This is a genomic window from Novosphingobium sp. THN1 (genome assembly GCF_003454795.1).
In the GTDB taxonomy this organism is placed as follows: domain Bacteria; phylum Pseudomonadota; class Alphaproteobacteria; order Sphingomonadales; family Sphingomonadaceae; genus Novosphingobium.
In genome coordinates this window covers 129,226-154,379 of sequence record NZ_CP028347.1, presented here as the reverse complement: position 1 = coordinate 154,379, position 25,154 = coordinate 129,226, and the positions used below count along the sequence as shown (strand labels likewise).

At 63.1% G+C, this 25,154-nt stretch carries 21 protein-coding genes and 3 pseudogenes; 5 read left to right on the top strand and 19 right to left on the bottom strand.

Features of this window, described 5'->3' with window-relative positions; translation table 11 throughout:
• The first annotated feature begins 15 nt into the window (after positions 1 to 15).
• The gene (locus C7W88_RS00745; RefSeq protein WP_118072140.1) at positions 16 to 474 is read left to right on the top strand and encodes a MarR family winged helix-turn-helix transcriptional regulator; all 459 of its coding nucleotides are present in this window, start codon (positions 16 to 18) and stop codon (positions 472 to 474) included.
• Positions 471 to 1,476, top strand: a pseudogene (locus C7W88_RS00740) (fumarylacetoacetate hydrolase family protein). Before C7W88_RS00745 ends, C7W88_RS00740 begins: the two are co-directional and overlap by 4 nt.
• A 75-nt stretch (positions 1,477 to 1,551) precedes the next feature.
• On the opposite strand, the gene C7W88_RS00735 reads toward C7W88_RS00740, so the two are convergent.
• The 7 genes from C7W88_RS00735 to C7W88_RS00705 form a co-directional block, all read right to left on the bottom strand.
• A complete protein-coding gene (locus tag C7W88_RS00735) occupies positions 1,552 to 2,562 on the bottom strand; it encodes a type II secretion system F family protein (RefSeq protein ID WP_118072139.1) in 1,011 nt (336 codons plus the stop codon).
• 16 nt (positions 2,563 to 2,578) lie between these two features.
• Entirely contained in the window at positions 2,579 to 3,553 is a 975-nt protein-coding gene (locus tag C7W88_RS00730; RefSeq protein ID WP_118072138.1) for a type II secretion system F family protein, read from the bottom strand.
• Between the two features lie 39 nt (positions 3,554 to 3,592).
• On the bottom strand, positions 3,593 to 4,858 hold the full coding sequence (locus C7W88_RS00725) for a pilus assembly protein CpaE (protein ID WP_118074491.1): 1,266 nt from the start codon (positions 4,856 to 4,858) through the stop codon (positions 3,593 to 3,595).
• A gap of 1 nt (position 4,859) precedes the next feature.
• Positions 4,860 to 5,537 (bottom strand): CpaD family pilus assembly protein, encoded by a 678-nt coding sequence (locus C7W88_RS00720; RefSeq protein ID WP_118072137.1) that lies wholly within the window; start codon positions 5,535 to 5,537, stop codon positions 4,860 to 4,862.
• 14 nt (positions 5,538 to 5,551) lie between these two features.
• Entirely contained in the window at positions 5,552 to 7,210 is a 1,659-nt protein-coding gene (locus C7W88_RS00715) for a type II and III secretion system protein family protein (protein WP_370073158.1), read from the bottom strand.
• Positions 7,210 to 8,241, bottom strand: coding sequence for a Flp pilus assembly protein CpaB (gene cpaB, locus C7W88_RS00710; RefSeq protein ID WP_118072136.1), 1,032 nt, complete (start codon positions 8,239 to 8,241; stop codon positions 7,210 to 7,212). The genes C7W88_RS00715 and cpaB overlap by 1 nt, the downstream gene beginning before the upstream one ends.
• Before the next feature lie 72 nt (positions 8,242 to 8,313).
• Positions 8,314 to 8,802 carry a prepilin peptidase gene (locus tag C7W88_RS00705; protein ID WP_240344745.1) on the bottom strand — a complete coding sequence of 163 codons (489 nt, stop codon included), beginning with the start codon at positions 8,800 to 8,802 and terminating at the stop codon, positions 8,314 to 8,316.
• Between the two features lie 82 nt (positions 8,803 to 8,884).
• Here C7W88_RS00705 and C7W88_RS00700 point away from each other — a divergent pair, with 82 nt between their 5' ends.
• Positions 8,885 to 9,874 carry an alpha/beta hydrolase gene (locus tag C7W88_RS00700; RefSeq protein WP_118072134.1) on the top strand — a complete coding sequence of 330 codons (990 nt, stop codon included), beginning with the start codon at positions 8,885 to 8,887 and terminating at the stop codon, positions 9,872 to 9,874.
• Positions 9,875 to 9,918: 44 nt separating this feature from the next.
• Positions 9,919 to 10,985: pseudogene (locus C7W88_RS00695) on the top strand (NAD(P)/FAD-dependent oxidoreductase).
• Here C7W88_RS00695 and C7W88_RS00690 read toward each other — a convergent pair.
• Positions 10,976 to 11,899 carry a sugar phosphate isomerase/epimerase gene (locus C7W88_RS00690; RefSeq protein ID WP_118072133.1) on the bottom strand — a complete coding sequence of 308 codons (924 nt, stop codon included), beginning with the start codon at positions 11,897 to 11,899 and terminating at the stop codon, positions 10,976 to 10,978. The pseudogene C7W88_RS00695 and the gene C7W88_RS00690 sit on opposite strands and share 10 nt — an antisense overlap.
• A 92-nt stretch (positions 11,900 to 11,991) precedes the next feature.
• A complete protein-coding gene (locus tag C7W88_RS00685; RefSeq protein WP_240344744.1) occupies positions 11,992 to 12,867 on the bottom strand; it encodes a sugar phosphate isomerase/epimerase in 876 nt (291 codons plus the stop codon).
• A 362-nt stretch (positions 12,868 to 13,229) separates the two neighbouring features.
• Here C7W88_RS00685 and C7W88_RS00680 point away from each other — a divergent pair, with 362 nt between their 5' ends.
• The gene (locus C7W88_RS00680) at positions 13,230 to 13,412 is read left to right on the top strand and encodes a DUF1508 domain-containing protein (RefSeq protein WP_118074489.1); all 183 of its coding nucleotides are present in this window, start codon (positions 13,230 to 13,232) and stop codon (positions 13,410 to 13,412) included.
• Positions 13,413 to 13,435: 23 nt separating this feature from the next.
• Here the strand turns inward: C7W88_RS00680 and C7W88_RS00675 are convergent, their stop codons facing one another.
• The 10 genes and pseudogenes from C7W88_RS00675 to C7W88_RS00630 all read right to left on the bottom strand — a co-directional run bounded on the left by C7W88_RS00675 (position 13,436) and on the right by C7W88_RS00630 (position 25,143).
• Positions 13,436 to 15,148: a hypothetical protein gene (locus C7W88_RS00675; protein ID WP_118072132.1), complete on the bottom strand. Its 1,713-nt coding sequence runs from the start codon at positions 15,146 to 15,148 to the stop codon at positions 13,436 to 13,438.
• 3 nt (positions 15,149 to 15,151) lie between these two features.
• Positions 15,152 to 16,239 (bottom strand): annotated as a pseudogene (locus tag C7W88_RS00670) (chemotaxis response regulator protein-glutamate methylesterase).
• Positions 16,236 to 17,099 carry a protein-glutamate O-methyltransferase CheR gene (locus tag C7W88_RS00665; RefSeq protein ID WP_118072131.1) on the bottom strand — a complete coding sequence of 288 codons (864 nt, stop codon included), beginning with the start codon at positions 17,097 to 17,099 and terminating at the stop codon, positions 16,236 to 16,238. The pseudogene C7W88_RS00670 and the gene C7W88_RS00665 overlap by 4 nt, the downstream one beginning before the upstream one ends.
• A 41-nt stretch (positions 17,100 to 17,140) precedes the next feature.
• Positions 17,141 to 19,000: a methyl-accepting chemotaxis protein gene (locus C7W88_RS00660; RefSeq protein WP_370073157.1), complete on the bottom strand. Its 1,860-nt coding sequence runs from the start codon at positions 18,998 to 19,000 to the stop codon at positions 17,141 to 17,143.
• Positions 19,001 to 19,131: 131 nt separating this feature from the next.
• Positions 19,132 to 19,620 (bottom strand): chemotaxis protein CheW, encoded by a 489-nt coding sequence (locus tag C7W88_RS00655; protein WP_118072129.1) that lies wholly within the window; start codon positions 19,618 to 19,620, stop codon positions 19,132 to 19,134.
• Positions 19,617 to 21,929, bottom strand: a complete 2,313-nt coding sequence (locus tag C7W88_RS00650; protein WP_205525226.1) for a methyl-accepting chemotaxis protein — start codon at positions 21,927 to 21,929, stop codon at positions 19,617 to 19,619. The genes C7W88_RS00655 and C7W88_RS00650 overlap by 4 nt, the downstream gene beginning before the upstream one ends.
• The gene (locus C7W88_RS00645) at positions 21,926 to 22,417 is read right to left on the bottom strand and encodes a chemotaxis protein CheW (protein WP_118074487.1); all 492 of its coding nucleotides are present in this window, start codon (positions 22,415 to 22,417) and stop codon (positions 21,926 to 21,928) included. The genes C7W88_RS00650 and C7W88_RS00645 overlap by 4 nt, the downstream gene beginning before the upstream one ends.
• A gap of 4 nt (positions 22,418 to 22,421) precedes the next feature.
• On the bottom strand, positions 22,422 to 24,479 hold the full coding sequence (locus C7W88_RS00640) for a chemotaxis protein CheA (RefSeq protein ID WP_118072128.1): 2,058 nt from the start codon (positions 24,477 to 24,479) through the stop codon (positions 22,422 to 22,424).
• Positions 24,476 to 24,841 (bottom strand): response regulator, encoded by a 366-nt coding sequence (locus C7W88_RS00635; protein WP_039336573.1) that lies wholly within the window; start codon positions 24,839 to 24,841, stop codon positions 24,476 to 24,478. The genes C7W88_RS00640 and C7W88_RS00635 overlap by 4 nt, the downstream gene beginning before the upstream one ends.
• Positions 24,838 to 25,143, bottom strand: a complete 306-nt coding sequence (locus C7W88_RS00630) for an STAS domain-containing protein (RefSeq protein WP_162895846.1) — start codon at positions 25,141 to 25,143, stop codon at positions 24,838 to 24,840. Before C7W88_RS00630 ends, C7W88_RS00635 begins: the two co-directional genes overlap by 4 nt.
• Between the last annotated feature and the right edge of the window lie 11 nt (positions 25,144 to 25,154).

Here is a 25,154-nt window from a genome sequence, read left to right as displayed (position 1 = left end):
ATGTGATACGAAATCATGCCCGGAACACAAACGCGCCTCACCGACTTCATGCCCTACCGTATGGCCATCACCTCGAATGCGGTGAGTGGCCTTATCGCGGGCGAGTATCGCAGCGAATTCGGCCTGAAGATTCCCGAATGGCGGATCATGGCCGTATTGGGTGACGCTGGGGCCTTGACCCAACGCGATCTGGTCCGAGCCACGTTGATGGACAAAGTCGCCGTCAATCGCGCGTGCAAGGTGCTAGAGGAGCGGGGACTGGTCCAGCGCAGCCCGAACGAGCAGGACGGGCGCTCTCATCATCTGGAACTGACGACGTCTGGATGCGAGCTGCACGGCAGGATCTGGCCGCAGGCGTTCGAGATGTACCAGAAGATTTTCTCGGCCATATCGCCGCGTGAACAGGAAAAGCTGCGCGCCATCCTCGAGAAGCTGCTGAAAGCTGCCCGCACGCTCGAAGGCGACGAGAAGTGAAGCTCGCATCGCTGCCGCAGGGACGCGACGGTCGGCTGATCGTCGTGTCGAACGACCTTGCCTGGTATGCCGACGCCGATCACATCGTACCGACGATGCAGGCCCTGCTGGATGACTGGGACCGCTACTTCCCCTTGGTCGAAGCGCTATCCATCGAGCTTGCGCACGAAGCCATTCCGCGCAAGCGGTTCCACGAGCGCGAAGCGTGCGCCCCGTTGCCCCGCGCCTACCAGTGGGCCGATGGCAGCGCCTACGTCAACCACGTCGAACTCGTCCGCAAGGCACGGGGGGCGGAACTGCCGGAAAGCTTCTGGACCGATCCACTGATGTATCAGGGTGGAAGCGACGATCTGCGTGGTGGCCGCGAACCGCTTGTCCTGGCGGACGAAGCATGGGGTTGCGACTTCGAGGCCGAGATCGTCGTCGTAACCGGTGACGTTCCCCAAGCCGTTGCCCCGGACGAAGCTCTCAAGCACATTCGTCTCGTCGGCCTGGTGAACGACGTATCCTTGCGCAATCTTATTCCGGGCGAACTCGCCAAGGGGTTCGGCTTTGTTCAGTCGAAACCTGCCAGCCACTTTTCGCCAGCGTTCGTGACGCCCGCCAGCCTTGGTGAGGCGTGGAACAGCGGCAAGCTGTCAAGGACCCTGGCAGTCGATCTCAATGGCCAGCCATTCGGGCGGGTCGAGGCAGGCGAGGAATGCACTTTCGATTTTGGCGTGCTGATCGCGCATCTTGCAAAGACCCGCAGTCTGGGGCAGGGACGATCATCGGCTCAGGCACGGTGTCCAATCGCGATCCCGATGGCTCCCCGGCCGCCCTGTGTCGCAAGGCGGCAAGGGGTACGCCTGCATTGCCGAACAGCGCATGGTCGAAACGATTACCACTGGCCAGCCTTCGACACCGTTCCTGAAGTGGGGCGATACGGTGCGCATCGAAGTGCGCGATGCGAAGGGCAAAAGCATTTTCGGCGCAATCGACCAGACCGTCACCCGCGCCTGATCGCATTCTGCCGCAAAACGAGAAGCCCCGCCGGGATGTCCGGCGGGGCTTTTCATTTTGCCTTGGCTGGTCCGATCAGCTTCCTGGCTTCTTGTTGATCAGGGTGTCGCTGATCGAGCAGGCAGCAGGGCCGAGGATCACGACGAACAGCACAGGCAGGATGAACAGGATCAGCGGGATGGTCATGATCGCGGGCAGCCTTGCCGCCTTTTCCTCGGCACGCATCATGCGCTCGTTGCGGAATTCGGCAGAGAGCACGCGCAGCGCCGAGGCAAGGGGCGTACCATAACGCTCGGTCTGGATCATCGTGGTCACCACGCCTTTGACGGACTCCAGATCGACACGATAGGCGAGGTTCTCGAACGCCTGTCGGCGATCGGTAAGGAACGACAGCTCGATGGCGGTGAGGGAGAATTCGTCCCCGAGTTCCGGATAGGCACGGCCCAGCTCGCGAGCGACGCGGCTGAAGGCAGCGTCGACGGTCAGGCCGGCCTCGGCGCAGATGACCAGCAGGTCGAGCGCATCGGGCAGGCCCTTGCGGATCGCGTTGGTCCGCTTGGAAACCATGTTCTGGATGAAGACGTCGGGCCCCTTGTACCCTGCGATGAGCATGAACATGAAGGCGCCCATCCGCTTCATGGGCCCCCAATCCCCGAAGGTGTTGGTCCAATAGAAGAGAACCGCCCCCAGAAGACCCAGCGTGATCGGGCCGACCAGACGTCCAAGAATGACCGCGACAGCCCATTCCTTCTTGCGGATGCCGGCCTGCGCCAGCTTCTGCTGGATCACCGCCAGCTGGCTGTCCTGCAGAACCTTGAGCGATTCGAGGAAGCCACGGATCTGGTCGGTGGTCTGGTTGCGGCGGACAATGCTCTGGCGCTTGCGGGCATTGGCAGTGACGATGCCGGCCTTGAGCTGCTCGCGCCGTTCGTTCAGGACCTTGACCCGCTTGGCCATGGGGTCTCGGACGGTAACGGCAGCGTAGACTGCAAGCATGACGGCAGCGGCGGCGATCCCGATCAGGATCGAACCGACAAGGTAAACGTCAAAGCCGAGCAGCGTTGGTCCTGCGGGGTTGTTGATCATGGCCGGTCCCTCCCGCTCAGATTTCGAAGTTGACCATCTTGGCCATGATGAACGAGCCGATGCCAAGCCAGGTGAGGCCGCCCAAACCGGCAATGATCAGGCGCTCGTCCACGAAGAACTTGCTGAGATAGGCCGGGTTGATCGTATAGATCAGGGCAAACACGATGAAGGGCAACGAGCCGACGATATAGGCTGATGCCTTGGATTCCGAGCTCATTGCCTTGACCTTGAGCTTCATCTGCGCGCGTTTGCGCAGCACGTCCGACAGGTTCGAAAGCGTCTCGGCAAGGTTGCCGCCGGTCTCGCGCTGGATCGCCAGCGTGATGCAGAAGAAGTTGAACTCCGGCATGTTGAGGCGATCGGCGGTGTCCTGCAGCGCCTCTTCCATGGTGCGACCCACCTTGATGCGGTCGGTCACCAGCTTGAACTCTTCGCCCACGGGGCCGGGGAGTTCGCTGGCGACAACGCCGAGGGTTTCCGTGACCGGAAGACCGGAGCGAAGCCCGCGTACCAGCAGGTCGAGCGCATCGGGCAGGCGTGTCGTGAAGTTCTCGACGCGCTTGCCGATTGCCCGACCGACGATGAAATGCGGCAAGCCAATGCCGACGAACAGCCCGGCGACGAGCGACAGCAAGGGCGCTCCGGTCTTGACGAAGACCAGCAGCAGGACCGCCAGAGTCAGGCCGCCGCTGACATAGAGGTACTGCGACATTGTCCAGCCTTTGCCGGTCCGATGGAGCCGCAGTTCGAGCGCCTCCATCCGTGATCCCGAGCCGGCGATCTTCCCCGCGCGCGGTTTGCGGGCTGCCACGGTCTTGCGATATTGCGCTTCGACCTTGTCAACTGCGCTGTCCGAATGGCGAAAGCGCACGGACTGGAGACGGCGGCCGCTTTCCTTGGACGCGGAAGGGCCGGACAGTGCGGCATAGCCAAGCACCATCGCCGCCATCATGCCGCCGGCCATCAGGATCAGCTGGATCGTATTCCCCATTGCAGGTCTCTTCCCGTCACCTCAAGCGAATGCGAGCCGTCAGGCGGGCACACCGGCCTTTGGCTTGTTGAGCATCTTCTTCAGATCGAACTTGCCCAGCAGCGAGGGCTTGCGCGCATTGGCTGCGGTGTCTGGCGCTGCTTCTTCCTCACCGGTTCCGATGATCGCGAAAGCGATGTCCCGGATCGTGGCCCCGACCTTGGAGGACCGATTAGCTGCAACGAACGACTGACCGAGCTTGGCCGCGTTCGACGCCCCCTTGATATCGTAGGGCAACATGAAGTTGATCTTGCGTTCGATCGAGGCTTCGAAATCAGCCTTGCTGATCTCGTTGGCGCCGGCCTGGACCTTGTTGGCAACCACGATCGGACGGGCGTGGGCGGCATTGGTCTTGAGCCACGAAAGCAGGCGGATGGCATCGCGCGCGCCAGCCAGCGTCAGTTCGGTTGCAACGATCACCACATTCACGTCACCGAGCAGGTGCGGGAAGTTGATCAGCATGTTGCGCGGCATGTCGATGACGGTCATCTCGAACGCCTGGCGGAATTCCTCCTCCAGTTGCACGAACGCGCTGCCATCGGTCATCAGGGGCGAACTGATCGGTGCTTCGGCCGACAGGATCGCCAGGTTGTCGTTTGCCCGGATCATGGCGCGTTCGATGAACAGGCCGTCGATGCGGCTTGGATTGTCGATCGCGTCGGTCAGCCCTCGGCCGGGCTCGAGATCCAGCGTCAGCGCGCCGGTGCCGAAATGCACGTCGAGATCGAGCAGCGCGGTGGGCAGCTTGTGATCGGTGCTGAACAGCCAGGCAAGCGATGTCGCCAGCGTCGATGCGCCGACTCCGCCGCGCGTGCCGACAATGGCGGTCGAGATGTGGCGCTTCGCCGCTGACGGATCATGGCTCTTGGGCGCAGCGAAGATCGCCTGCGCCTGAACCAGGGCATCGCGGATCTGGCCTGCGTTGAGCGGCTTGAGCAGGTAATCCTGAATGCCCGAGGCAATCAGATCGCGGTAGAGGCGCACGTCGTTGACCTGTCCCACGGCGATGACCACGGTGCCGGGCTCGCAAACTTCGGCCAGGGCGTTGATGTCGTTCAGCGGGTCGCCGCTTTCCGACAGGTCGACCATGAGAATGTTCGGGCTGGCCGTGATCGAAAGCGACTGGATCGCGTTCCGCAGGCCACCGCGGTGGCACTTTTCCGGAGCCCAGCCCATGTCGACGACGACCGGGCGAAGGACGTCGAGCGCGGTCTCGTCGCACATGAAGGCGGCGAAGGCATCGCGATTGGCATTCTTCCAGCTCATGTCAGTTTCCTCCTCCGCCGCCGCCGCCAGAGGCATTGGACGTCGCATTGCTCTTCAGGCCATCTTCGCCGGTGGGCTTGGCGGCGCGGAAGCTGTCGATCGCCTTGGTTCCGCTCATCACCACCGTCTCGCCGGTGGTGCTGGCGCCCTTCACGAGGTGTTCCTTGTCGGCGACCATCGCAGCCAGATTGCTGTTGATGGCGCAGCCGAAGTTCGACGTCGTCCGGTTGCTCATCGAGAAGTCGGACTTGGCGGTCCAGTCGGGGCAGCCAGGGACCGAGGCCGTGGCGCGGGTCACGACGATGCGCGCGCCGCCTGCCGGGACATAACCGGGCGTTACCGGGGCGGGGCCGTCGACGAACATGCCCCAGCGACCGGCCACCGTATCGACTGACGCGATCGTTGCCTTTGACTGCAACGGATCGTCTATGGCAATCTTGTCACCATACTTGAGGCCAAGGCTCTCGAACCATCCGGCGAGGCGCCGTTGTTCCGTTATCGAAATGCCGCCGCCCGGCAGCGTCTCGACATCGAAGACGTAGCGGTCACGCTCGACGATCGGCTGATGCACCGAATTGAGCATGCGGTTCTCGGGAGTATTGGCCGAACAGGCCGAAAGGACTGTCGCCAGCGAAAGCAGCAGCGCGGCGGAAGCGCGGCGGGTGTGGTTGGTGCGCATGGGCTGTCCCTCGTTCACTGGATGCTGAAGCCGGGTTCGACGCTGGCGACCTTCTTGTCGCTGCGGCGATCGGCGGGCTGCGATGCCTTCGCGGGCTTGTCGAGGCTGCCGACCTTGGGGCCGGATTGAACCGTGCCTTCCTTCTCGGTCGGCTTGGGGCGATCGCCACCGGTGATGCCGTCGTGCTCCATGTTGCCAAGCAGGCGCTGGATATCGTTCGGGCTCTGGAAGCCGTCGGTCGGAAGCTTGATGTCGCTGGCGTTGACCGGGTTCACCAGATACGGCGTAACCACGATAACCAGCTCGGTTTCGCCCTTGCGATAGCGGGTCGAGCGGAACAGCGAGCCGAGGATCGGCACGTCACCCACGCCCGGCATCTTGGTCAGGGCATTCTGCGCGCCGTTCTGCAGCAGGCCGGCGATCATGAAGGATTGGCCCGAACCGAGTTCGATCGTCGTTTCGGCACGGCGCACGGTCAGGGCGGGGATTTCGACGCTGTCGAGCTTCAGCGCGCCCGTGCTCGAAAGCTCGGAGACTTCCGGGCGCACGCGGATCGAGATGCGGCCATTGGCCAGGACCGTTGGCGTATAGGCAAGGCTGACGCCGTAGCGCTTGTATTCGATCGAGGTGGTGCCAAGCCCTTGCGAGACGGGGATCGGATATTCGCCGCCGGCAAGGAAATCGGCAGTCTCGCCCGAAAGCGCGGTCAGGTTCGGCTCGGACAGAGTGGTGACGAGGCCGATCGTCTCGGCGGCATCGAGCGCACCCAGCAGATCGAGGCCGAGAAACTTGCCCATTCCGGCAATGGTGGTGCCCGTAGCGGCGGCCGTCACCGAACTGCCTGGCTTTTCCACCAAGCCGAGTGGATTCGCCTCGGTCACCTTGGTCGGGTCGAAGGTGAAGCCTGTGGTCGATGACGTCCCGACGCCAAACGGCAGGTTCCGGTCAGTGGTGAAGAACGATCCGACCGACCTGCCTTGACCAATGCCGAACTTGAAACCGCCAGTGCCGTCGATGCTGGTGAGGTTCACGCCCAGGTCGCGTACCAGGGTGCGGCTGACTTCGGCGAACTTCACGTGCAGGCTGACCTGCAGCGGCGTTGCCATCTTCAGGCGGCTGATCACGTTGGTCTTGTCGCCGACAAAGGCGCGGACCAGGCGTTCGGCTTCGGCTGCGTCTTCGGGCGCGCCGACGGTGCCGGTCAGCAGGACCGTGTTGTTCATCGTCGCGACGTTGACGCGGGCCTCGGGCATGGCGAGGTGCAGCATCTGGTCGATCGAGTCGATGTTGTTGCCGACGCGGATGTTTGCCGACCACACGACATCGCCCTTGGCGTTGCTGGCGTAGACCGTGGTCTCACCGCCCGACTTGCCGAAGACGTAGAACTGGTTGGTCGACTTGACCTGGACGTCTGCCACCTTGTCGTCAGCGACGAATACGTCAGCCATCCGGCCCGGCACGGTGACCAGTTCGCCGCGTCCGATCGAAATCGTGACAGTGCGGGCAGGGCTCGTCAGGCTTTGTGCGTGGAGCATGCCGGAAGCGGGCATCATTGCCAGCGGGGCAGCGATCAGCGCGGCCGTGAGAAGCTTGGAGGAAAAACGGCGGTTCATGGTGCTGCCCTTCGAGGTCGGGATCTGTCGCATGATCTTGGTGTGGGGAGCGCAGCTCATCACTTCGCTCCTATCGAGACATTTTCGGTGTCCTTGCCGCGGGTCACGCGGACCACGGGGCCGGTCGGCACCGGTCGGCCGTTTGCTGCCATCTGCGGGGCAGAGCTTGCGGCGGGTGCGGAATATCCGCCGCTTGCGGGAGCAGTCGCCACTGGCACGGTCGTGCGCTGGAAGCGCGATACGTCGCCACCGGTCACGAAGCTGGCTTTGGTGCTTTCGATCGGGCGGGCCATGGCCTGCTTGATCAGCGCCTCTTCCTGCTGCTTGCTGGCGCCGGCCGGGATCTTGACGTCGCCCGAGGCAATCGCCTGCTCAAGCTCGGCCGAGTTGTCGGCCAGGGAGCGCAGCGAGAGGCTGATCGTGCCGATGGTCTGGGCCACGGCAATCTTTTCCGCAATCTTGGGCGTTACTTCGAGCGTGACGGTGCTGAAGGTGCGCACGCGGGTCTTGCCCTCGACCATTTCCTGCTCGGTCGACTGGTCCGTGGCGAGCACGCGCAGGTTCTTGAGGATGGTTTCCGAGGCCTTGAGCGCCATGCCGCTGTCGCCGCTGCCCTTTACGGTCTGGGTCAGCACCAGGTCGATATGATCGCCCGGGAAGACGAAGCCGGCAACGCCGGTGCGGGCCGAGACGGGAATGGTCACGGCGCGCATGCCTGGCCCGAGAGCAGCTGCCAGGAAGCCACGGTCGCCGGGGGCAACGAGATTGCCCTTGGTCACCGGCTCGCCGGCAGTCATCGGGTTGCGCACCACGGTGCCGAGCAGCTTCTGCATGTCAGCTTCGCCCTCGACGAAGTAGGCGTCCTGAACCATGTCCTTGGGCCATGCCTGGAAGTTGATTGAGTCGGCAGTAATGATCGTGCCGACGGGCAGGGCGCGCTGGGCTACCAGCACCTTCGGGCCCATCGGCATCTTTGCCGCAGCTTCTGCCTGGGGCGTGGACGCGCCAGCGAAAAGGCTCCTTGCCGCGAAGGCCGTGCCGATCGCAACGATCAGCGCCCCCACCAGCAACATCAGCTTCCTCTTGTCCATGCTACTTGTCCCGCCCTCTTAACTCAGGCCCGCATGTCTCGGGCAAAATGGTTAAAAATTGTGATATGGTGTTCATGCACCTGTAACGGAGCGCCAGCCGGCCTCGAGCATCGGGGCCAGGACGATCAGTCCGGCGCTGGCGATTGCCACGCCGTAAGGGATCTTTGCATCGCGCCGGCGCGTTACCGTGTAGTGCCACGCGGCGACGACTATGGTCAGCGCGCCGCCCAGCAGCGACATGATCACCAGCAGCTTGACGAAGGTCAGGGGCGGCAACCACAGTGCCAGCGCCGCCAGCAGCTTGACGTCTCCGCCACCCATGAGCTTCAGCGCAAAGAGGCCTGCGAGGACGACGAAGGCGATAAACGCCACACCCACCTGCATCGCCACGCCTGGCCACAGCGACAAGCCCGATGCCCACCAGTAGGCCGGCGCAGACAGCGCGATGGCAGCGTTCAGCCAGTTGTCGATCTGGCGGCGGCGGATATCGGTAAAGGCGGCAACCAGCAGCGCGATTGCCAATGCCCCGACCAGTCCGTAAACGAAGATGTTCCCCTGCATGTCTTGGGGCATACGGGACAATCACTTACCAAACGGTAACCAAACCTTGGCGCGCAACTGCGCCATTGGAGGCGTTTCAGGCATGGAGTTCGGTACCAGGAGTCGGATCGATCGCAGGGCGATTCCGGCGGATGCGAACGAAGGTTTCTGGACCGCCTCAGACGGCCATGTCATCCGCCGGATCGACTGGCTCGGCCACGCGGTTCCACCTGCCGAACACGGACCGCGCGGGTCGATCCTGTTCTTGCCAGGGCGTGGAGATTTTTACGAGAAGTATCTGGAATCTCTCGATTATTGGCATGAAGAAGGATGGCGCGTAACCGCACTCGACTGGCGCGGGCAGGCAGGCTCGGGACGCCTCTCGGCGCATCCTGCAATCGGGCACGTCGAGGACTTCTCCATCTGGATTGAGGACCTCGCCGCGTTCTGGTCTCAATGGGTCGACCAGACGCCTGGTCCCCATGTCGTGATCGGCCATTCGATGGGCGGTCATCTCGTGCTACGTGCTCTTGCGGAAAGGCGTATTAACCCTGTTGCGGTGGTCTTGAGTGCTCCCATGCTGGGCTTTCTCACTCCGGGACCGAATCGCGCGCTTCACAAGGTGGCCGAAGCGATGTGCCGATTCGGCGATCCCGCCCGCCCCGCCTGGAAGATCAGCGAAAAGCCCGGGACGACCGCCGCCGCCCGCAATACCTTGCTGACGCATGACGCCGAACGGTACGAGGACGAGGCGCAATGGAAGCTGCAGCGCTCCGTCCTCGGCATGGGGCCCGGCTCTTGGCGCTGGGTCGAGCGCGCCTATGCCTCGATGCTCGCACTGGATGCGCCGGGCACTCTCGAGGCGGTTGATGTGCCTGTCCTGCTGCTTGCCGCGCGTCACGATGGTCTGGTCAGCTGGAAAGCGATCGAGCGTGCCGCACGCCGCCTCCCGCGTGCGCAATTGATGACCTGGGGGCGGGAGGCCCGTCACGAATTGCTGCGCGAGGCCGATCCGGTAAGAGACAAGGTCATGGCCGCGATCGACGATTTCCTCGACCGCATGGCGCCCGGCGCGGAGGCAGACGCCGCGTGACCATCTTTGCCGGAGATTTTGACGTCGCCATCGTCGGCGCCGGGATGGCAGGCGCCAGTCTCGCCGCCGAATGCGCGCCACATGCCCGCGTGTTACTGGTCGAGGCGGAGGACACCCCCGGCTACCACACCACCGGCCGTTCCGCCGCGTTCTGGGAAGAGACCTACGGCGGCCCTGGCGTCTTTCCGCTGACGATGGCTTCGGGCCGGTACTTGCGGGAGGGGGCTTCCTGTCCCCGCGTGGTGCTCTGAACATTGGGCAGGCGTCGGACCGCGACAAGGTTGAGGCTTTCATCGAAAAGTTCACCGCCTTGGGAGCCATCCTGCATCTGCAGGACCGGTCTGCGCTCGAAGCCCGCGTGCCCGGGCTCAAGCCCGAATGGGTTGTTGGCGCCTGGGAGCCCGGCTGCGCTGACATCGACGTTGCCGGCTTGCATCAGCACTACCTCGCAGCGTCGAAGCGCACCGGCACCGTGATGCGCGTGCGGTCCCGCGTCGAGCGGCTGGAGCGGGAAGGCGGACAGTGGCGGCTGGCCTGGGCTGGAGGCGAGGCACGCGCTCCGATCATTGCCAATGCCGCCGGAGCATGGGCGGACTCGCTTGCGGGCCTTGCCGGCGCGCGCCCGCTCGGCGTCCAGCCGTTGCGCCGCACGATCGTGCAATTGCGCACCGATCCTGCCCCGGCAGATTCCCTGCCACTTACGCTGGGCATCAATGAGGACTTCTATTTCAAGCCTCAAGCCGGGCGTCTGTGGCTTTCGCCGCACGACGAAATTCCCGACGTCGCCGGCGATGCCGCGCCCGAGGAACTGGATGTCGCCATCGCCATCGACCGCTTTCAGCACGTGGTGGACTGGAACATCGCCGCCCTCGAGCGTCGCTGGGCCGGCCTTAGGTCCTTCTCGCCGGACCGCCTGCCGGTCTACGGCTTCGATCCGGCGGTGGAGGGTCTGTTCTGGTTTGCCGGGCAAGGCGGCTTCGGCATCCAGACCGCGCCTGCCGCGGCCCGGCTTGGCGCGCAACTGCTGCTCGGCCTGCCACGCGACGATCTCACCGCGGAAATCGACGCCGACGCCTATGCGCCGGCGCGATTCCGGCCAGATCAATCGTAGATCGGGCGCAGTTCGTTATCGAGATAGTAGCGGGTCATCGCCATCGAGGCGAGGAGGTCGGGCGAACCGTCGTACTCGATCGACATCCAGCCCTTGAACCCGTGCTCCTTGAGCGCACGATACAGGCCCTTGAGGTCCAGCGTGCCCATGCCCGGTTCCCAGAACCAGCGCGTGCCGTCATCGGTGATTTCCGGATCCTGCGAATGGCGCAGGCTGTCGGGCTGGGCCGAAGACGCGGTGTCCTTCAGGTGGAACGTGCTGATGCGGTCGTGGTAGTCGTTGTAGAACGTCAACAGGTCCTCGCCCATGATCGAGATCTGGGCGGTGTCGATGCAATAGTGGACCAGCGCGGGATCGGTGGATTCGATCAGTTCTCGGTGGTTTTCGAGATTGATCGCGCAGAAGAACTCGTTGTGGAGGCCGATCTTCACGCCCTTGTCGGTGGCGTAGCGGCCAATCTCGTTCATCACCTTGGCGCAACTCTGCACCTCTTCGCGGCTCAAGGGGCCGCATCCGAAGTAGTTCTGGGTGGGGCAGGTGTTCATGTAGGTGCCGCCGAAGCGTACGATGGTGTCCACCGCCTCGCGGCCTGATTGCACGGCCTCATCGAAGTGGCTGGCATCGTGCGAGGCGTGGGCGCCATGGAACATGCCGATGACTTCGACGCCGCGCTCCTTGGCAAAGGCGGTGAAATTCTCAGGGGAGCCGAACAGCGGCAGGATGTCGGCCATGTCCCACGGCGCGATCTCGATGCCGTTGAAGCCCAGTGCCGACTGGTATTTCAGGATGTTGTCCCAGTCGGAATAGTAGGCGCTGTTGGTCTTGTCCTCGTAGTAGAAGTCGCGGAAGTTATCGATCTGCTTGTAGGGGATCGACTTCCAGTGGCTCATGTTGGCGTATTGGATGTTGGGCATTTCGGACAACTCCGGAAATCAAAGCTGGTTGAGCAGGGCGCGCGTGCGCAGCAGGGCGCGGAACGGATCGCGCGTCTGGCGGGCGCTGCATGTCACGGGGCCGGCGTAGCCGAGCTTGTCGAGCGTTGCGGCAATCGCGGCGAAATCGACCGAACCGGTGCCGGGATCGCGGAACACTTGCGTGGCATGGCCCTGTGGGTGTTCGGGGTTGGGGTCTTCCAGGTCTCGTTGCTGTCAACGAAGCTGGTGTCGGTCAGGTGGACGCAGCCGATGCGGGCGATGTTCGCAGTGATGAACTGCACAGGGTCGATGCCTGCGACGCTGAGGCTGGCGGTATCGACGTCAAGGCCGACGCTTTCGGGTAAGCGCGCAAGCAGTGGGAGCACGCGCTCTCCTCCGAACAGGCTCCAGTATTCGTTGCGCAGGACAAGCTTGACGCCGAGCTCCTCGGCCTTGGCGGCAAGGCCGTTCAGCAGTTCGACAGTGCGATCGGTGAACATTTCGATCTGCGCGTCGATATCGGGGTGGTACTGCTTGATGCGCCCGTAATAGGGCGAGGGGCTGATGGCGAAATAGTCAGCGCCAAGGTCTGCCGCATGGGCCAGCGCTTCACCGGCGAAATGGCCCGATGCGCCGAAGTAGAAATGGATATTGTCGTTGCGCATGAACAGGTTGGGATCGAAAGTCACGCCGGTGACGCGCTCGATCCCGCTCTGCTTGAGAACTTCGCGGTACTGCGCGGCGCTGGCGTACTTGGTGTTGATGCAATAGCGGTTCATCGGCACGCCGCTGCGTCCGCCGAACTGCCATACCGGCTCATAGGGAATCTCGATGGCAGAGAAGCCTGCCGTGGCGATCAGGGGGTAAAGTTCCTCCCAGAAATACTTGCTTTCGAACCGGTTGCGGTTCGGCTCCTGGTAGTGGCGATTGATAAGATCGAGGCTTATCGCGAAGTCTTTGGGGTTCATGGTCAACCTTCTGGCGTTCCTGCCCCGGCAACGGGGCAATTGCGTTCGTGCATGTTCGGGACATGGTCGCGTGCCGCGCAGGCGCAGTGCTCCGCACCTGCATTTGCGCTGGCGACGTTGCTATTGGCAGATGATGACTTTGCCGCCGCAGACACAGGATCCATTCCCATTCCACGGCCCCGACGCGCGCTGGCGCTCGTTTGCCTGGCGGGTCAAACGCCCGCTACTTTATGCTGGCGGGCATCCGCCATTCGCAGGCAAAAATCAACCCTGTGCGCGTGATTTGCCTGATGCGCTTCGCCTTTCCCGTGGTAACTAACGATCTGGGCCAAGGACAGGGGCCAAGGACAGGGAGAATCATGATGGCGCACCGTTTCGAGATTCGCCGGAACAAGGCAGGCGAGTTTGTCGCCTACTTCTGCCACAACAGTGAAACCATCTTCTGGACCGAAGGCTACGCAAGCAAGGCCAGCGCCCGCAATGCCATTGAATCGATCCTCAAGAACGGGCCCGAGGCGCCGGTAGTGGATACGACCGTCGATTGAGACCGCCGGATGATCGACCTGCTTCAGAACAGGCCATCATCCTCGTCATCGTCTTCGGCACCCGGCGCAATCTCAGGCGCCAGGGCAATTCCGGTCAGGCCAGCGACCAGCGCCTGATTGTGGATCAGCCGCTCGTCCGCCATCGTGTAGCTTCGCGCCAGGTCGTCCAGCATCGCCTGCAACAGCACCGCGCTGTCGCCCCCGACCGGCTGGGCATCCGCTCCGGCGTCTTGCAAGGCCTTTGACAGGCTGTGCATCGACGCTTCCAGCATCCCTGCCTCCTCCAGCGCATCGATAGCCAGCGCAAGGCTTGACCCGAGCTGGTCGGACTCGGCGTCGACCACGGCCATCGCCTGTCGGCCCTTTTCGTTGCAATCACCGATCGTGGAGAGAAAGCGGGCCAAGAGTTCGCCAGATGCCGCACCGTTGTCTTGCGATTGGCTCTGCAGGCGATGGCAGGGCGCCGACAGGTTGTTCTGCGTCCGCTGGATGGCATCGGCTATCGCGTCAAGGCGTTCGGAATAGGTCCTGATCTCGTTGGCGATCACCATCACCGGACGACCGATCAGCTGCGCAGTGCGGCAGCTCAGGCCAATGTTGATCGCCATGTGTTGCACGTCGAGCCGCAACCGGGTGATGGCTTCTGCGCGCTCTGTCACTTCGTCGACCGTCTGCAGGATCAGATCGAGCGTCGCCATGCCTTCGCTGTTCGCGCGGTCCAATTGGCGAAGCATCAAGTGCGCCTCAGCAACGCTCGATTCGATGCGCCCCAGCATGTCGCCGTCGCCTTCGCTCGCTTGGTGGTCGCTCGGGCCCTGAAGGTTCTTGCACTGGCTTTGCAGTCGCGACAGCGACGCAGCGAGCTCGGCCCTGTCGCGCGCATAGTCGGTGATTGCCGCTTCGAACAATGCAGCATGAACGCGGAGCAATGGCGCCGCCGCAGCGCCAGTCATGCTGCCGTCCTGACGTTTCGCTTCAGCCAAGCGCAAACTCGCCAGCACGTGCTCCAGCCGCTGGCGTACGCTGTCGCCAATCTGGATGGCCTGAATGGCGGCATGAAGCTCGGTCTGGATCGCCTGCGCCAGGTTGGCGATGGTCTTGGCCAGATTGCCAAGGCGCAGTTGGTGCTGCTGCAGGTTGCCGGCTTCGCGCATCAGCGCATCGGGCACTTGCGGAAAGACCTTTGCGCACTCGCGATCCAGCAAGCGGTCGTTCTGGCCCATCTCGCGCAGGCTTTCCAGAAGCCCGCCGAGCATGTGGTCAAGGCCGATCAGCTCCCTGTCGCCCTGATGCAGCTTTCCGCGCATGGCATCGGCAAATTCCATGAATTGCGGATGGCCCGACGCGGTGATCTTCACGTTCATGCCGTAGATGTCGAGGACCTGCAGGCAGCGCATGACCTCTGCAGCGCTGGTACGCAAAGCCCGCGCGGCCTCGTGCATGGTCGCGATCTCGTGAGACCTGCCTTGTACCAGGCTGCGCACGTTGCGCAGGGATTCGGCAGCCATCCGCAACCCGTTGACGGCTTCGACGCCGACCCCGCCATCAAACATGCCGGTCACCTCGGTCAGCGCCGAGGTGATGTTCTGGATGCGTGCCACCGACTGGAACAGGTGAGTGCCTGCCATGTCGAAGCTTTCGTCCAGCCGCTTAAGCAGCGCCACCAGATCCTCGATCAGCGCTGCGTGACCAACGTCCACTGCGGGCGGAGTGACGACAAGTTTGAGGGCCGCCATCGTTCAGCGCGCCGTCGCCCGGAGGATTTCCCCGGCAATCGTGTCGAGCCCCAGCACCCGGTCGGCCGCACCGCGTGCGATTGCTTCCTTGGGCATTCCGAACACGACCGAGCTTGCCTCGTCCTGCGCGAAAGTGCGTGCGCCTGCCTCCTTCATCTCAAGCAGTCCGCGCGCGCCATCATCTCCCATGCCGGTCATGATCACGCCCACCGCGTTTGAACCGGCGCACCGCGCGGCAGAGCGGAACAGCACGTCGACCGACGGCTTGTGCCGGGAAACCAGCGGCCCATCGCGGACCGAGACGAGATAGCGGGCACCCTGCCGCTCGAGCAGGGTATGCTTGCCCCCGGCGCAATGAGCACATGGCCACGCATGACGGTGTCGCCCTGCTCGGCCTCCTTGACCGAAACCTCGCACAGGGAATCGAGACGGCTGGCGAATGCGCGCGTGAAACGCTCTGGCATGTGCTGGACCACGACGATGCCCGGCGAATTTGCGGGCAGGGCTTCGAGGACCTCGCGCAGGGCTTCGGTCCCGCCTGTCGACGCGCCGATGCAGACCACCATTTCGGTCGTCCGGCTCATGGCGCGGCCACTGGGCGGCGGCAGCACTGCGTCTGCGGTCAGCTTCTGCTCCGGCCTCATGCGCGGTGGCACAGGTTTGCGGGCCGAGACGCGAGCCTTGGCCGCGCCCTTCACAACCTCGCAGATGGCCGCGCGAGCTTCACTCAGGTGGTCAGCCACGCCCAGTCGGGGCTTGAGGATCACATCCACGGCCCCGGCCTCGAGCGCCTGCAGCAGTGTTTCGGAACCCTGCTCGGTCAATGAAGAGCACATGACCACGGGAACGGGGCACTGGCTCATCAGCTTGCGCAGGAAGGTGATGCCGTCCATCCGTGGCATTTCGACATCCAGGGTGATCACGTCCGGCACTTCGGTCTGGATGATGCGGGCTGCCGCAAAGGGATCGGCGGCAGTGCCGATGACTTCCAATTCGGGGTCTTCCTCGAGGATCGCCTTCATGGTCTGACGCACGCTTGCGCTGTCGTCGACCACCAGAACGCGGATACGTGCGGGACGCTTGTTCATCATGACCTCCGAAATACCGTGCCGGCAACCTGGGTGAGGTCATGCTTGAAGCCGGTGATCGACTCCGAGTGGCCGAGGAAGAGATATCCGCCGGGCAAAAGCTGCTCGCACAGGCGTTGCACGACCTGCTCCTGCGTTTGCTTGTCGAAATAGATCAGGACGTTGCGGCAGAAGATCAGATGCACCGGCTGATCGAGTGCATAGGTGTCATCAATAAGATTCAGCCTGCCGAAAGCCACGCGACGCCGAATTTCAGGAGCAATGCGGATCTCTTGCCGTTGCGGATCCCTGGATTCGAGAATGTAGCGTCGGCGCAGTGGAGCGGGGACGGGCTCCACCTGTTCGCGAGGATAGATTCCCTTTATTGCCGTTCCCAGAACCTCGGTATCGATGTCCGTGGCGATAAGCCGATAGTCGATGCCGCGGTGCTGCGTCGTGAAGTCATCCAGCAGCATGGCGATCGTGTACGGTTCGGCGCCCGTCGAACATGCCGCGCTCCAGCATCGGATCTGGCGACAGCCTTCTTCTGCATAGAGCTTCAGGACGGTGCTCGTCAGATAATCGAAGTGCCCCGGTTCGCGAAAGAAATCGGTCTTGTTGGTGGTAACCGCGTTTATCAGGTGCTCGATCTCGTCAGCATCGACTTGTCCGCCGAGCACCAGGTCGCAATACCCGCCCAGCGTATCGATGCCGAGCGCCCGGGCGCGCCGCCGCAGCCGCCCCTCCAACATGGTCTGCTTGCTGGACTTGATGTTGATGCCGGTTTCAAGCTGGATCAGTTCGGCAAGCGCCTTGAACTGCCTTGCGGAAATGCGATCGCTATCGGCTGCCAGACCAAAGGAGAGGGGGCTGAGATCGTTCAAGTGCGCACCATTTTCTTGAGGGTGTTACGGGCAGTCTTCAATCAGGCCGCCCGGCCGAAGTCGCTGTCCTCATGGTCCGCCCCACCACTGGTCAGGTCGAGCGCGAAGCCGTTGAGCCGCTCCTTCTGGTGGGCGACCGAGTTCGGCTTTACGGGCCGAGCCTTGGCGCGGACCTGAGGTGCCGGCTTCGGCTTGGCGGTGCGCTGCGTGCGCGGAGCCGCTGGTGCAAACGTGCGCTGTTCTTCCAACTGGAAGAATGCGGTGGTCTGTTGCAGCTCTTCGGCGCGCGCCGCCAGCGAGTCCGACGTCGACGAAATCTGTTCCGAGGCGCTGGCGTTCTGCTGGGTCACCTTGTCGAGCTGCTGGATCGCTTCGTTGATCTGCGATGCGCCGATGTCCTGTTCGCGGCACGCGGCGCTGATTTCCGAAACAAGCTCTGCCGTGCGGCGGATGTCCGGAACCAGCTTGCCCAGCATCTCGCCGGCTTCGCTGGCTGCCTTCACCGTCTCGGCCGAAACCGAAACAATTTCGGCGGCTGCGCTCTGGCTACGCTCGGCCAGTTTGCGCACTTCGGACGCAACGACAGCGAAGCCCTTGCCATGCTCTCCGGCGCGCGCGGCTTCGACTGCGGCGTTCAGGGCCAGAAGATCGGTCTGACGCGCGATTTCCTGCACGATGCCGATCTTGTCCGCGATCGTGCGCATGGCGATGACCGCCTTGTCGACCGCAATTCCCGAACTCTCGGCGTCCTTTGAGGATTGCCGTGCAATCTTCTCGGTCTGCGCTGCATTGTCGGCGTTCTGTTTGATGTTCGCGGCCATCTGCTCCATCGAGGCCGAGGCCTCTTCTGCCGACGCGGCCTGTTCGGTCGCACCTTGCGACAGCTGCTGCGAGCTGGTTGCCATCTGTGAGCTGCCTTCGGCAACCTCGTTGGCGGCAAGGCTCACGTTGCTGGCAAAGGCGCGCAGGTTGTCGACCAGCACATTGATCGAATCCCGCATCTTCTGGTGATCGCCCTGGCAATCGATCTCAACCCGCTCACCAAGATCGCCTGCGCTGAGCTTGCTCAACACCCGATTGCCTTCTTCGATCGGCAGGATCGTGGCGTCGAGCATGCCGTTGATGCCACTGATCAGGCTGGCAAAATCCCCGACGAAACGCCGATCGTCACCGCGTTCGCCAAGGCGGCCGGCAGTGGCCGCGTTGATCAGCATCTGGATTTCCGAAGTGATCGCCCGAAGATTCTGACGGAGGCTTTCGATCGTGTCGTTGATAAAGGCCTTCTTGCCGGGCAGCTGTTCCATCGGAGCGCTGAAGTCACCTTCGCCAAAGGCCTTGACGCAGGCCATGGCCTTCTTTTTCACGGCAATATGGCCGGCGACCATGTCATTGATGCCCCGCGCCACGACACCGAAGTCCCCCGGGAAGCGGGCATGGTCAATGACGATGTCGATATCGCCCCGCTCGTGCTCGTCTGCCATGTGCTTCATCTCGGCGATCAATCCGGTCAGGCTATCGCGCAGCGTCTCGATCGTATGGTTGATGAAGGCCTTCTTGCCCGGCAGCGGATCGAGCCTGGCGTCGAAGTTGCCGAGGCTGAACTCGTGGATGACACCCATCGCCAGCTTCTTCACCGCGATATGGGCGTTCACGAGCTGATTGATGTCAGTGGCCATCTCCGCGATTTCGGACGGTAGGTTGTCCGATGGGATAACCACGTCGATATCGCCCCGCTCATGCTCGGCTGCCATGTGCTTGAGCTTGCGGCCCAGGTCGCGGACCGGAGCCTGCGAATGGTCGAGCAGCCCGTTGATCGCGTCGATAAGGGCGCTGGTCCGCATGTTGCATCCCGAGCCATGCAGCCGAGCGCCAAGGTCACCGTTCGCGATGGCGTCCTGCACGCGCGCAATCTCTTGCTGAACCTGGGCAGAAGAAACTGCCGTGAATGGATTGATGACCATTGCTGTTCCCGTCCTTCTTGTTCTGTTCACCTCGGTCGCGACAGCGCGTTCCGTTCGCTGTCGCGGGTGTTTCAAGCGTTGACCAATTGACTTTCGCTGCCGATCCCGATGGCATCTTCGGTCGTGAAAATCCGGGCCGCGTCGACGATGACCACGAAGCCCGTGTTCCGGCGCACCACGCCGGTGATGTATTCGGAATTCCAGCTGATCCCGATGTCCGGGGCAGGTTCTATCTCTGCCTTCTCGAAGCTCGTGACGCTCAACACCCGGTCGATGACGACGCCCAGCGTCAGCAGGCGGTCTGGCAACCGCACGTCAAGGATCAGGATGCGTGTCGCCAGCGTGGGGTCGACAGACGGCAGGCCGAGACGCCGGCGAAAGTCGACCGTGGGCACGCCCTGGCCGCGAAGGTCCGTGAGGCCAATGAAGTGCGCGGGGCCATTCGGCAGGTAGGAAGGTGGCGTGTAATCAAGGATTTCGCGCACCAGGGCGACGGGGATGGCGAAGACTTCGTTGCCCAGGCCGAATTCCACGACCTGAAGTTCGCTCGCGCTGCTCATGCCGCGCGTCCGAAGTCTGCATCGTCGGCGTCTGCGCCACCGTCGGTAAGGTTCAGGGCAAAGCCGGCCAGTCGCTCCTTCTGTTCGGCAACGCTGTTGCGCTTTGCCGGTCTGGCTGCTGCGCGAGGTGCCACGCCCGTCTTGCGCGGCGGACTTGCCTGGCGGCGGACCGGCGCACTCTGACGCGGTTCGACGTAGCTGTTGCCGGTCTGGAAGAAGGAAATGGCGCTCTGCAGTTCCTCGGCCTGAGAAGCCAGTTCCTCGGACGTGGACGAAATCTGGTCCGATGCGCTGGCGTTGATCTGGGTGACCTTGTCGAGCTGCTGGATGGCCTCGTTGATCTGTGACGCGCCGATGTCCTGCTCGCGGCACGCTGCGCTGATCTCGGTCACGAGTTCGGCGGTACGGCGGATGTCCGGAACCAGTCGTGCAAGCATTTCGCCTGCGTCTGTCGCCACCTTCACCGTCTCTGAGGAAACCGAGACGATTTCGGCCGCCGCGCTCTGGCTGCGTTCGGCCAGCTTGCGCACTTCGGAAGCGACGACTGCAAAGCCTTTGCCATGCTCGCCGGCACGGGCTGCCTCGACAGCGGCATTCAGGGCAAGCAGGTCGGTCTGGCGTGCGATTTCCTGAACGATGCTGATCTTCTCCGCGATCGTGCGCATGGCGTTGACCGCCTTCTCCACCGCCTGGCCCGAAACTTCAGCGTCCTTGGACGATTGGCGGGCAATCTTCTCGGTCTGCGCCGCATTGTCGGCGTTCTGTTTGATGTTCGCGGCCATCTGCTCCATCGACGCAGATGCTTCCTCGGCCGATGCGGCCTGCTCTGTCGCGCCCTGTGAGACCTGCTCCGAACTTGCCGCAAGCTGGCGGCTGCCGGCCGAGACGTTGTCGACCGCAGCAGTGGTCGTGCCGACGACAGTCCGCAGCTTGTCGATCATCGTGATCAACGCGCTGCCAAGCTGGTCGTCGTCCGAAAGCGCTCGGTATTCGACCGTGAGATCGCCATCGGCGATGCGGTCGGCCACGCCGGCGGTTTTCTTCAGGTTGGTCACCAGGGAATTGATGGCGTCACGCATGCGCTGATGATCGCCGTGGCAATCTATATCGACGGTTTCCTGCAGGTTGCCAGTGCTGACCAGCCGCAGCACGCGGTTGCCTTCCTCGATCGGCAGGATGATCGCGTCGAGCATGCCGTTGATGCCGCTGACGAGGCGGGCGAAGTCTCCAACGAAGCGTGAGGCAACGCCGCGCTCCGACAGGCGACCCTCGGTCGCGGCCACGATCAGTCGCTGGATCTCTGCGGTGATCTCGCGCAGGTTCGTGCGCAGGGTTTCGATCGTATCGTTGATGAAGGCCTTCTTGCCCGGGAACTGTTCGAGCGGGGCGTCGAAATTGCCCTCGCCGAACGCCTTGACGCAGGCCATGGCCTTCTTCTTCACCGCGATGTGGCCCGCGACCATCTCGTTGATGCCGCGCGCAACCAGTCCGAAGTCGCCCTCGAACCTGGTATCGTCGATCGCCACGTCGATATCGCCGCGGTCATGCTCGACCGCCATGTGCTTCATCTCTGCGATCAGGCCCGTAAGGTTGCCGCGCAGGGTTTCGATCGTATCGTTGATGAAGGCCTTCTTGCCCGGGAACTGTTCGAGGGGAGCCTCGAAGTTGCCGACGCCGAATTCCTTGACGCAGGCCATCGCCTTCTTCTTCACCGCGATATGGCCGGCAACCATGTCGTTGATGCCGCGTGCCACGATGCCGAAATCGCCGTGGAATTTCGCATGATCGATGACCACGTCGATATCGCCGCGATCATGCTCGCTCGACATGTGCTTCATTTCCGAGATCAGCCCGACAAGATTGCCGCGCAAGGTCTCGATCGTGTCGTTGATGAAGGCCTTCTTGCCAGGCAACTGCTCCATCGGCGCATCGAAGTTCCCGAGGCTGAACTCGCGCACGCAGGCCATGGCCTGCTTCTTCGTGTTGATGTGTGCTGTAACGAGATCGTTGATCTGCGTCGCCATGATGCCAAGCTTGCCGGGCAGGGCATTGGCATCGATCACGACATCGATATCACCGGCTGCATGTTCGTCGGTCATCCGGGCGATCTGCGTGGACAAGTCTTGCACCGGATTGGTCACGGCATCGAGCAGCCGATTGAACGCCGCCATCACGGCTCGCGTCGGGGCGTTCCCGTTGGTTTCGTCAAGCCGAAGCAGCAGGTTGCCACTGGACAGCGCCTGCTCGACCCGGCTTACCTCATCGAGAACCTGCTGTTCGGAAACTCTCGAAAAAACATTGCGCATCATGCGGCCTCCGCGAGGGACGTGAAGATTGTGGGCAAATCGGGAATGACGATGACCGAGCCCGGCTGGCGCACCAGTTCGCGCGCGAACTCCCGCTTCCAGCGCATGCCCAGCACGGGCGGCTCGCTGCTGTGCGTCTTGTCCAGGATCGTCACTTCGTGGACCTTGTCCGAGCGCAGCCCGATCTGGAGCGGCTCTCCGCCGATCTCGGTCTCGATCACGACGATGCGGTGATCGGAATTGGCCTCCTCGCCCGGATTGCGCGGCATGCCGAAGGCTACGCGCAGATCGGCGATCGGGATGATCTTGCCGCGAAAGTTGACGACGCTGGCCACAAGGTCCGGCGCACCCGGTACGGGCGTTTCGGGCAAAAGGTCGAGTATCTCGCGGATGCTGACAGCCTCGATTGCCAGGCATTCATCGCCTACGTCGAAGGTGAGCACCTCCAGTTGCCCGTTATCATCCCATGGCGTTGTGCCTGTCGTGGTCATGGCGTCACCCTGCGGCACGGAGCCGCTCCTCATGGCTCTGGCCCAGCGCAACCAGCTGGACGACATCGAGAATGAGCGCGACCCCACCATCACCGAGTATGGTCGCGCCGGAGAAACTCGGGATCGAGCGGTGCAGGCTCGACATGGATTTGATAACGGTCTGGTGGCTGCCGATGATCTGGTCGACGACAAGGCCGACCCGCTCGCCGCCGGTTGCGATCACCACGATCTTCTGGAAGGGATCGGGCCGGGTGCCGGTCGCGAAAAGCTCGCGCAGGCGCAGGAAGGGCACCAGGCGCTCGCGCAACTGGATCATGCTCCTCCCGCGTGAGCGGATGTCCTCCTCCAGGCTCAGCTCGAGGCACTCTTCGACCGCCGCCAACGGGATCACGTAGTTGTTCTGCCCGACCCTCACGAGCAGCCCGTCGATGATCGCCAGAGTCAGCGGAATGCGCAGGGTTATGACCGAGCCCTTGCCGGGTTCGCTGGTCATGTCGATGTGTCCCCGCAGGCCCTCGATGGTGCGCTTGACCACGTCCATGCCGACGCCACGGCCTGACAGGTTGGTGATCTGGGCAGCGGTGGAAAAGCCGGGCTGGAAGATCAGCTGCAGCAGTTCGCCGTCGCTCAGCACCTGGCCCGGCTGGATCAGGCCATTGGCCTCCGCCTTGGCGCGGACGCGCTCGCGGCTGATGCCGCGACCATCGTCCTCGATGGTAATCAGCACTTCACCACCGGCCTGCTGGGCCGAAAGCCGGATGCGGCCGGACGCGGCCTTGCCCGCAGCAAGGCGTTCTTCCTCGGTCTCGAGCCCATGGTCGCAAGCGTTACGGATCAGATGGACAATCGGATCGGCCAGCCTTTCGGAAACTGTCTTGTCGATCTCGGTGCTTTCGCCATCGGTCGTCAGATCGATCGACTTGCCGGTCTCGCGGGCCAGGTCGTGGACCAGACGGCGGAACCGTCCGAACAACGAGGCAATCGGCACCATGCGCAAGACCATCATCGTGTCGCGCAGTTCGTTGGCAAGCCGCTCTACTTCTTCCGAGATCGAACGCAGCGCGAGTTCGCCCGCGGGGCCGGAAATGCCGTTTCCGGCAAGCTGGGCGAGGCGGCTCTGCACGATCACGAGCTCGCCCACCCGATCCATCAGCAGATCGAGGCGCTCTGCCGGCACGCGCACGCTTTCGCTGGGGCCACGCGCGGCTTTTGCGCTGGCAGGTTCAGCACTGGCCACTTCCGCGCTGCCCACTGTCGCATGCGGCAACGGTGAGGGCACGACTGCCACAGCCGTGTCTGACGGACCGTCTTCCGCCGTTGCACCGACTTCGTCATTCAAGCCCGCGATCGGCGTGATGGACAGCTCCATGTCGTCGAGCACGAACAGGAAAACATCTTCGATGACCTCGCGGTTCGCGCTGGCGGGCAGATCCATCGACCAACCCATCAGGCACTGCGTCGGGTCAAGCTCATCAAGCGAGGGAACCGCGTCGAACTCGGCGGCGACATTGGTGGCGCCCAGTTCCCGCAACTCGTCGAGCAAAAGCAGCGGGTTGGTTCCAGTGGCAAGCGCATTGGCGGGCAGGCGGAAGTGCAGATGCCACCCCTGACCAAGCCCGGTGTCTGCGCGCTCGGTTGTGTCATGAGCGGCATCTTCGCTGCAGCCCACCACTGCAGCGGCGCCTTCTCCATCCAGCAGGGCCTGGAGCCCGGCCAGCAGATCGGCGCTTTCGTTGTCGACGCCATCGCCGTTCGGCTGGTCGATGAGGGTGCGCATGTGGTCCATGGCAGAAAGCGTCAGGGCTACCAGTTCTGCCGAAGCGCGGGCCTGCCCCTTGCGCACCTTGTCGAATGCTGTTTCGCAATGATGGGTAAATGCTGCCAGGGCATCGAAGCCGAACATCGCGCCCGAGCCCTTGAGCGTGTGCATCCCGCGAAAGACGGTGTCGATGAGCTCCCGGCTGGTCAGGTCGTGGCTGAGATCGAGCAAGGCCTGCTCGGTCGCTTCGAGTAGCTCCCCGGCTTCGATCCGGAAGGCCTCGATCGGGTCCTGCCCGTTCATTGCCCCAGCACCTTGCGGGTTACCTTCAGCAAATTTTCGGCCACGAACGGCTTTACCAGCCAGCCGGTCGCGCCTGCGGCCTTTGCCTGCTGCTTCATGCCCTCATCCGATTCCGTCGTGAGGAATATGATCGGCGTACCGGCCTGAAGCGGCAGCTTGCGGATTTCCCGGATCATCTCCAGACCATTCATGTTCGGCATGTTGAGATCGGTGATGATCATGTCGAACTTCGATGACCTGGCCTGTTCCAGCCCTTCCTTGCCATCGGCTGCCTCCGCGACCTGATGTCCGGCTCCCGACAACGCAATCCGGATTGCCATCCGGACGCTCATGGAATCATCGACGGTGAGTATGGTGGTCATTGCTCGGTGGCTCCGGTCGCACAGAGATTGGTACAGGACGCAGCAAGCGGCCCGGTCAGCCCGGCGCGCTCGATCAGGCTGGCAATCGCCGGATCTGCGGCAGGAAGGATCGAGATGGTCTTGCTTTCCCGCTCGGCGAACTTGTGCGCCGCTACGAGGATCTGCAGGAAGGTGAGGTCGGCTTCGACCACGCTCGCGCAATCGATCTCGATCGAGGAATGGATTTTCAGATCATCGAGTATCGCCTCGCGGATGTCCGGGGCGGTGCTCAGGTTCGTAATGGTGCCAATCGGGATAGTCATGTTCCCTCCGC

Bases quoted from the DNA above. Each gene is read 5' to 3' on its own strand.
- C7W88_RS00715 (WP_370073158.1), bottom strand. From the start codon at position 7,210: ATGAGCTGCGCTCCCCACACCAAGATCATGCGACAGATCCCGACCTCG.
- C7W88_RS00650 (WP_205525226.1), bottom strand. From the start codon at position 21,929: ATGATGCGCAATGTTTTTTCGAGAGTTTCCGAACAGCAGGTTCTCGAT.
- cpaB (WP_118072136.1), bottom strand. From the start codon at position 8,241: ATGGACAAGAGGAAGCTGATGTTGCTGGTGGGGGCGCTGATCGTTGCG.
- C7W88_RS00685 (WP_240344744.1), bottom strand. From the start codon at position 12,867: ATGAACCCCAAAGACTTCGCGATAAGCCTCGATCTTATCAATCGCCAC.
- C7W88_RS00655 (WP_118072129.1), bottom strand. From the start codon at position 19,620: ATGAGCAGCGCGAGCGAACTTCAGGTCGTGGAATTCGGCCTGGGCAAC.
- C7W88_RS00725 (WP_118074491.1), bottom strand. From the start codon at position 4,858: ATGAGCTGGAAGAATGCCAATCGCGATGCCTTCGCCGCCTTCATGTGC.
- C7W88_RS00640 (WP_118072128.1), bottom strand. From the start codon at position 24,479: ATGAACGGGCAGGACCCGATCGAGGCCTTCCGGATCGAAGCCGGGGAG.
- C7W88_RS00735 (WP_118072139.1), bottom strand. From the start codon at position 2,562: ATGATCAACAACCCCGCAGGACCAACGCTGCTCGGCTTTGACGTTTAC.
- C7W88_RS00745 (WP_118072140.1), top strand. From the start codon at position 16: ATGCCCGGAACACAAACGCGCCTCACCGACTTCATGCCCTACCGTATG.
- C7W88_RS00680 (WP_118074489.1), top strand. From the start codon at position 13,230: ATGGCGCACCGTTTCGAGATTCGCCGGAACAAGGCAGGCGAGTTTGTC.
- C7W88_RS00630 (WP_162895846.1), bottom strand. From the start codon at position 25,143: ATGACTATCCCGATTGGCACCATTACGAACCTGAGCACCGCCCCGGAC.
- C7W88_RS00720 (WP_118072137.1), bottom strand. From the start codon at position 5,537: ATGCGCACCAACCACACCCGCCGCGCTTCCGCCGCGCTGCTGCTTTCG.
- C7W88_RS00705 (WP_240344745.1), bottom strand. From the start codon at position 8,802: ATGCAGGGGAACATCTTCGTTTACGGACTGGTCGGGGCATTGGCAATC.
- C7W88_RS00645 (WP_118074487.1), bottom strand. From the start codon at position 22,417: ATGACCACGACAGGCACAACGCCATGGGATGATAACGGGCAACTGGAG.
- C7W88_RS00635 (WP_039336573.1), bottom strand. From the start codon at position 24,841: ATGACCACCATACTCACCGTCGATGATTCCATGAGCGTCCGGATGGCA.
- C7W88_RS00700 (WP_118072134.1), top strand. From the start codon at position 8,885: ATGGAGTTCGGTACCAGGAGTCGGATCGATCGCAGGGCGATTCCGGCG.
- C7W88_RS00730 (WP_118072138.1), bottom strand. From the start codon at position 3,553: ATGGGGAATACGATCCAGCTGATCCTGATGGCCGGCGGCATGATGGCG.
- C7W88_RS00690 (WP_118072133.1), bottom strand. From the start codon at position 11,899: ATGCCCAACATCCAATACGCCAACATGAGCCACTGGAAGTCGATCCCC.
- C7W88_RS00675 (WP_118072132.1), bottom strand. From the start codon at position 15,148: ATGGCGGCCCTCAAACTTGTCGTCACTCCGCCCGCAGTGGACGTTGGT.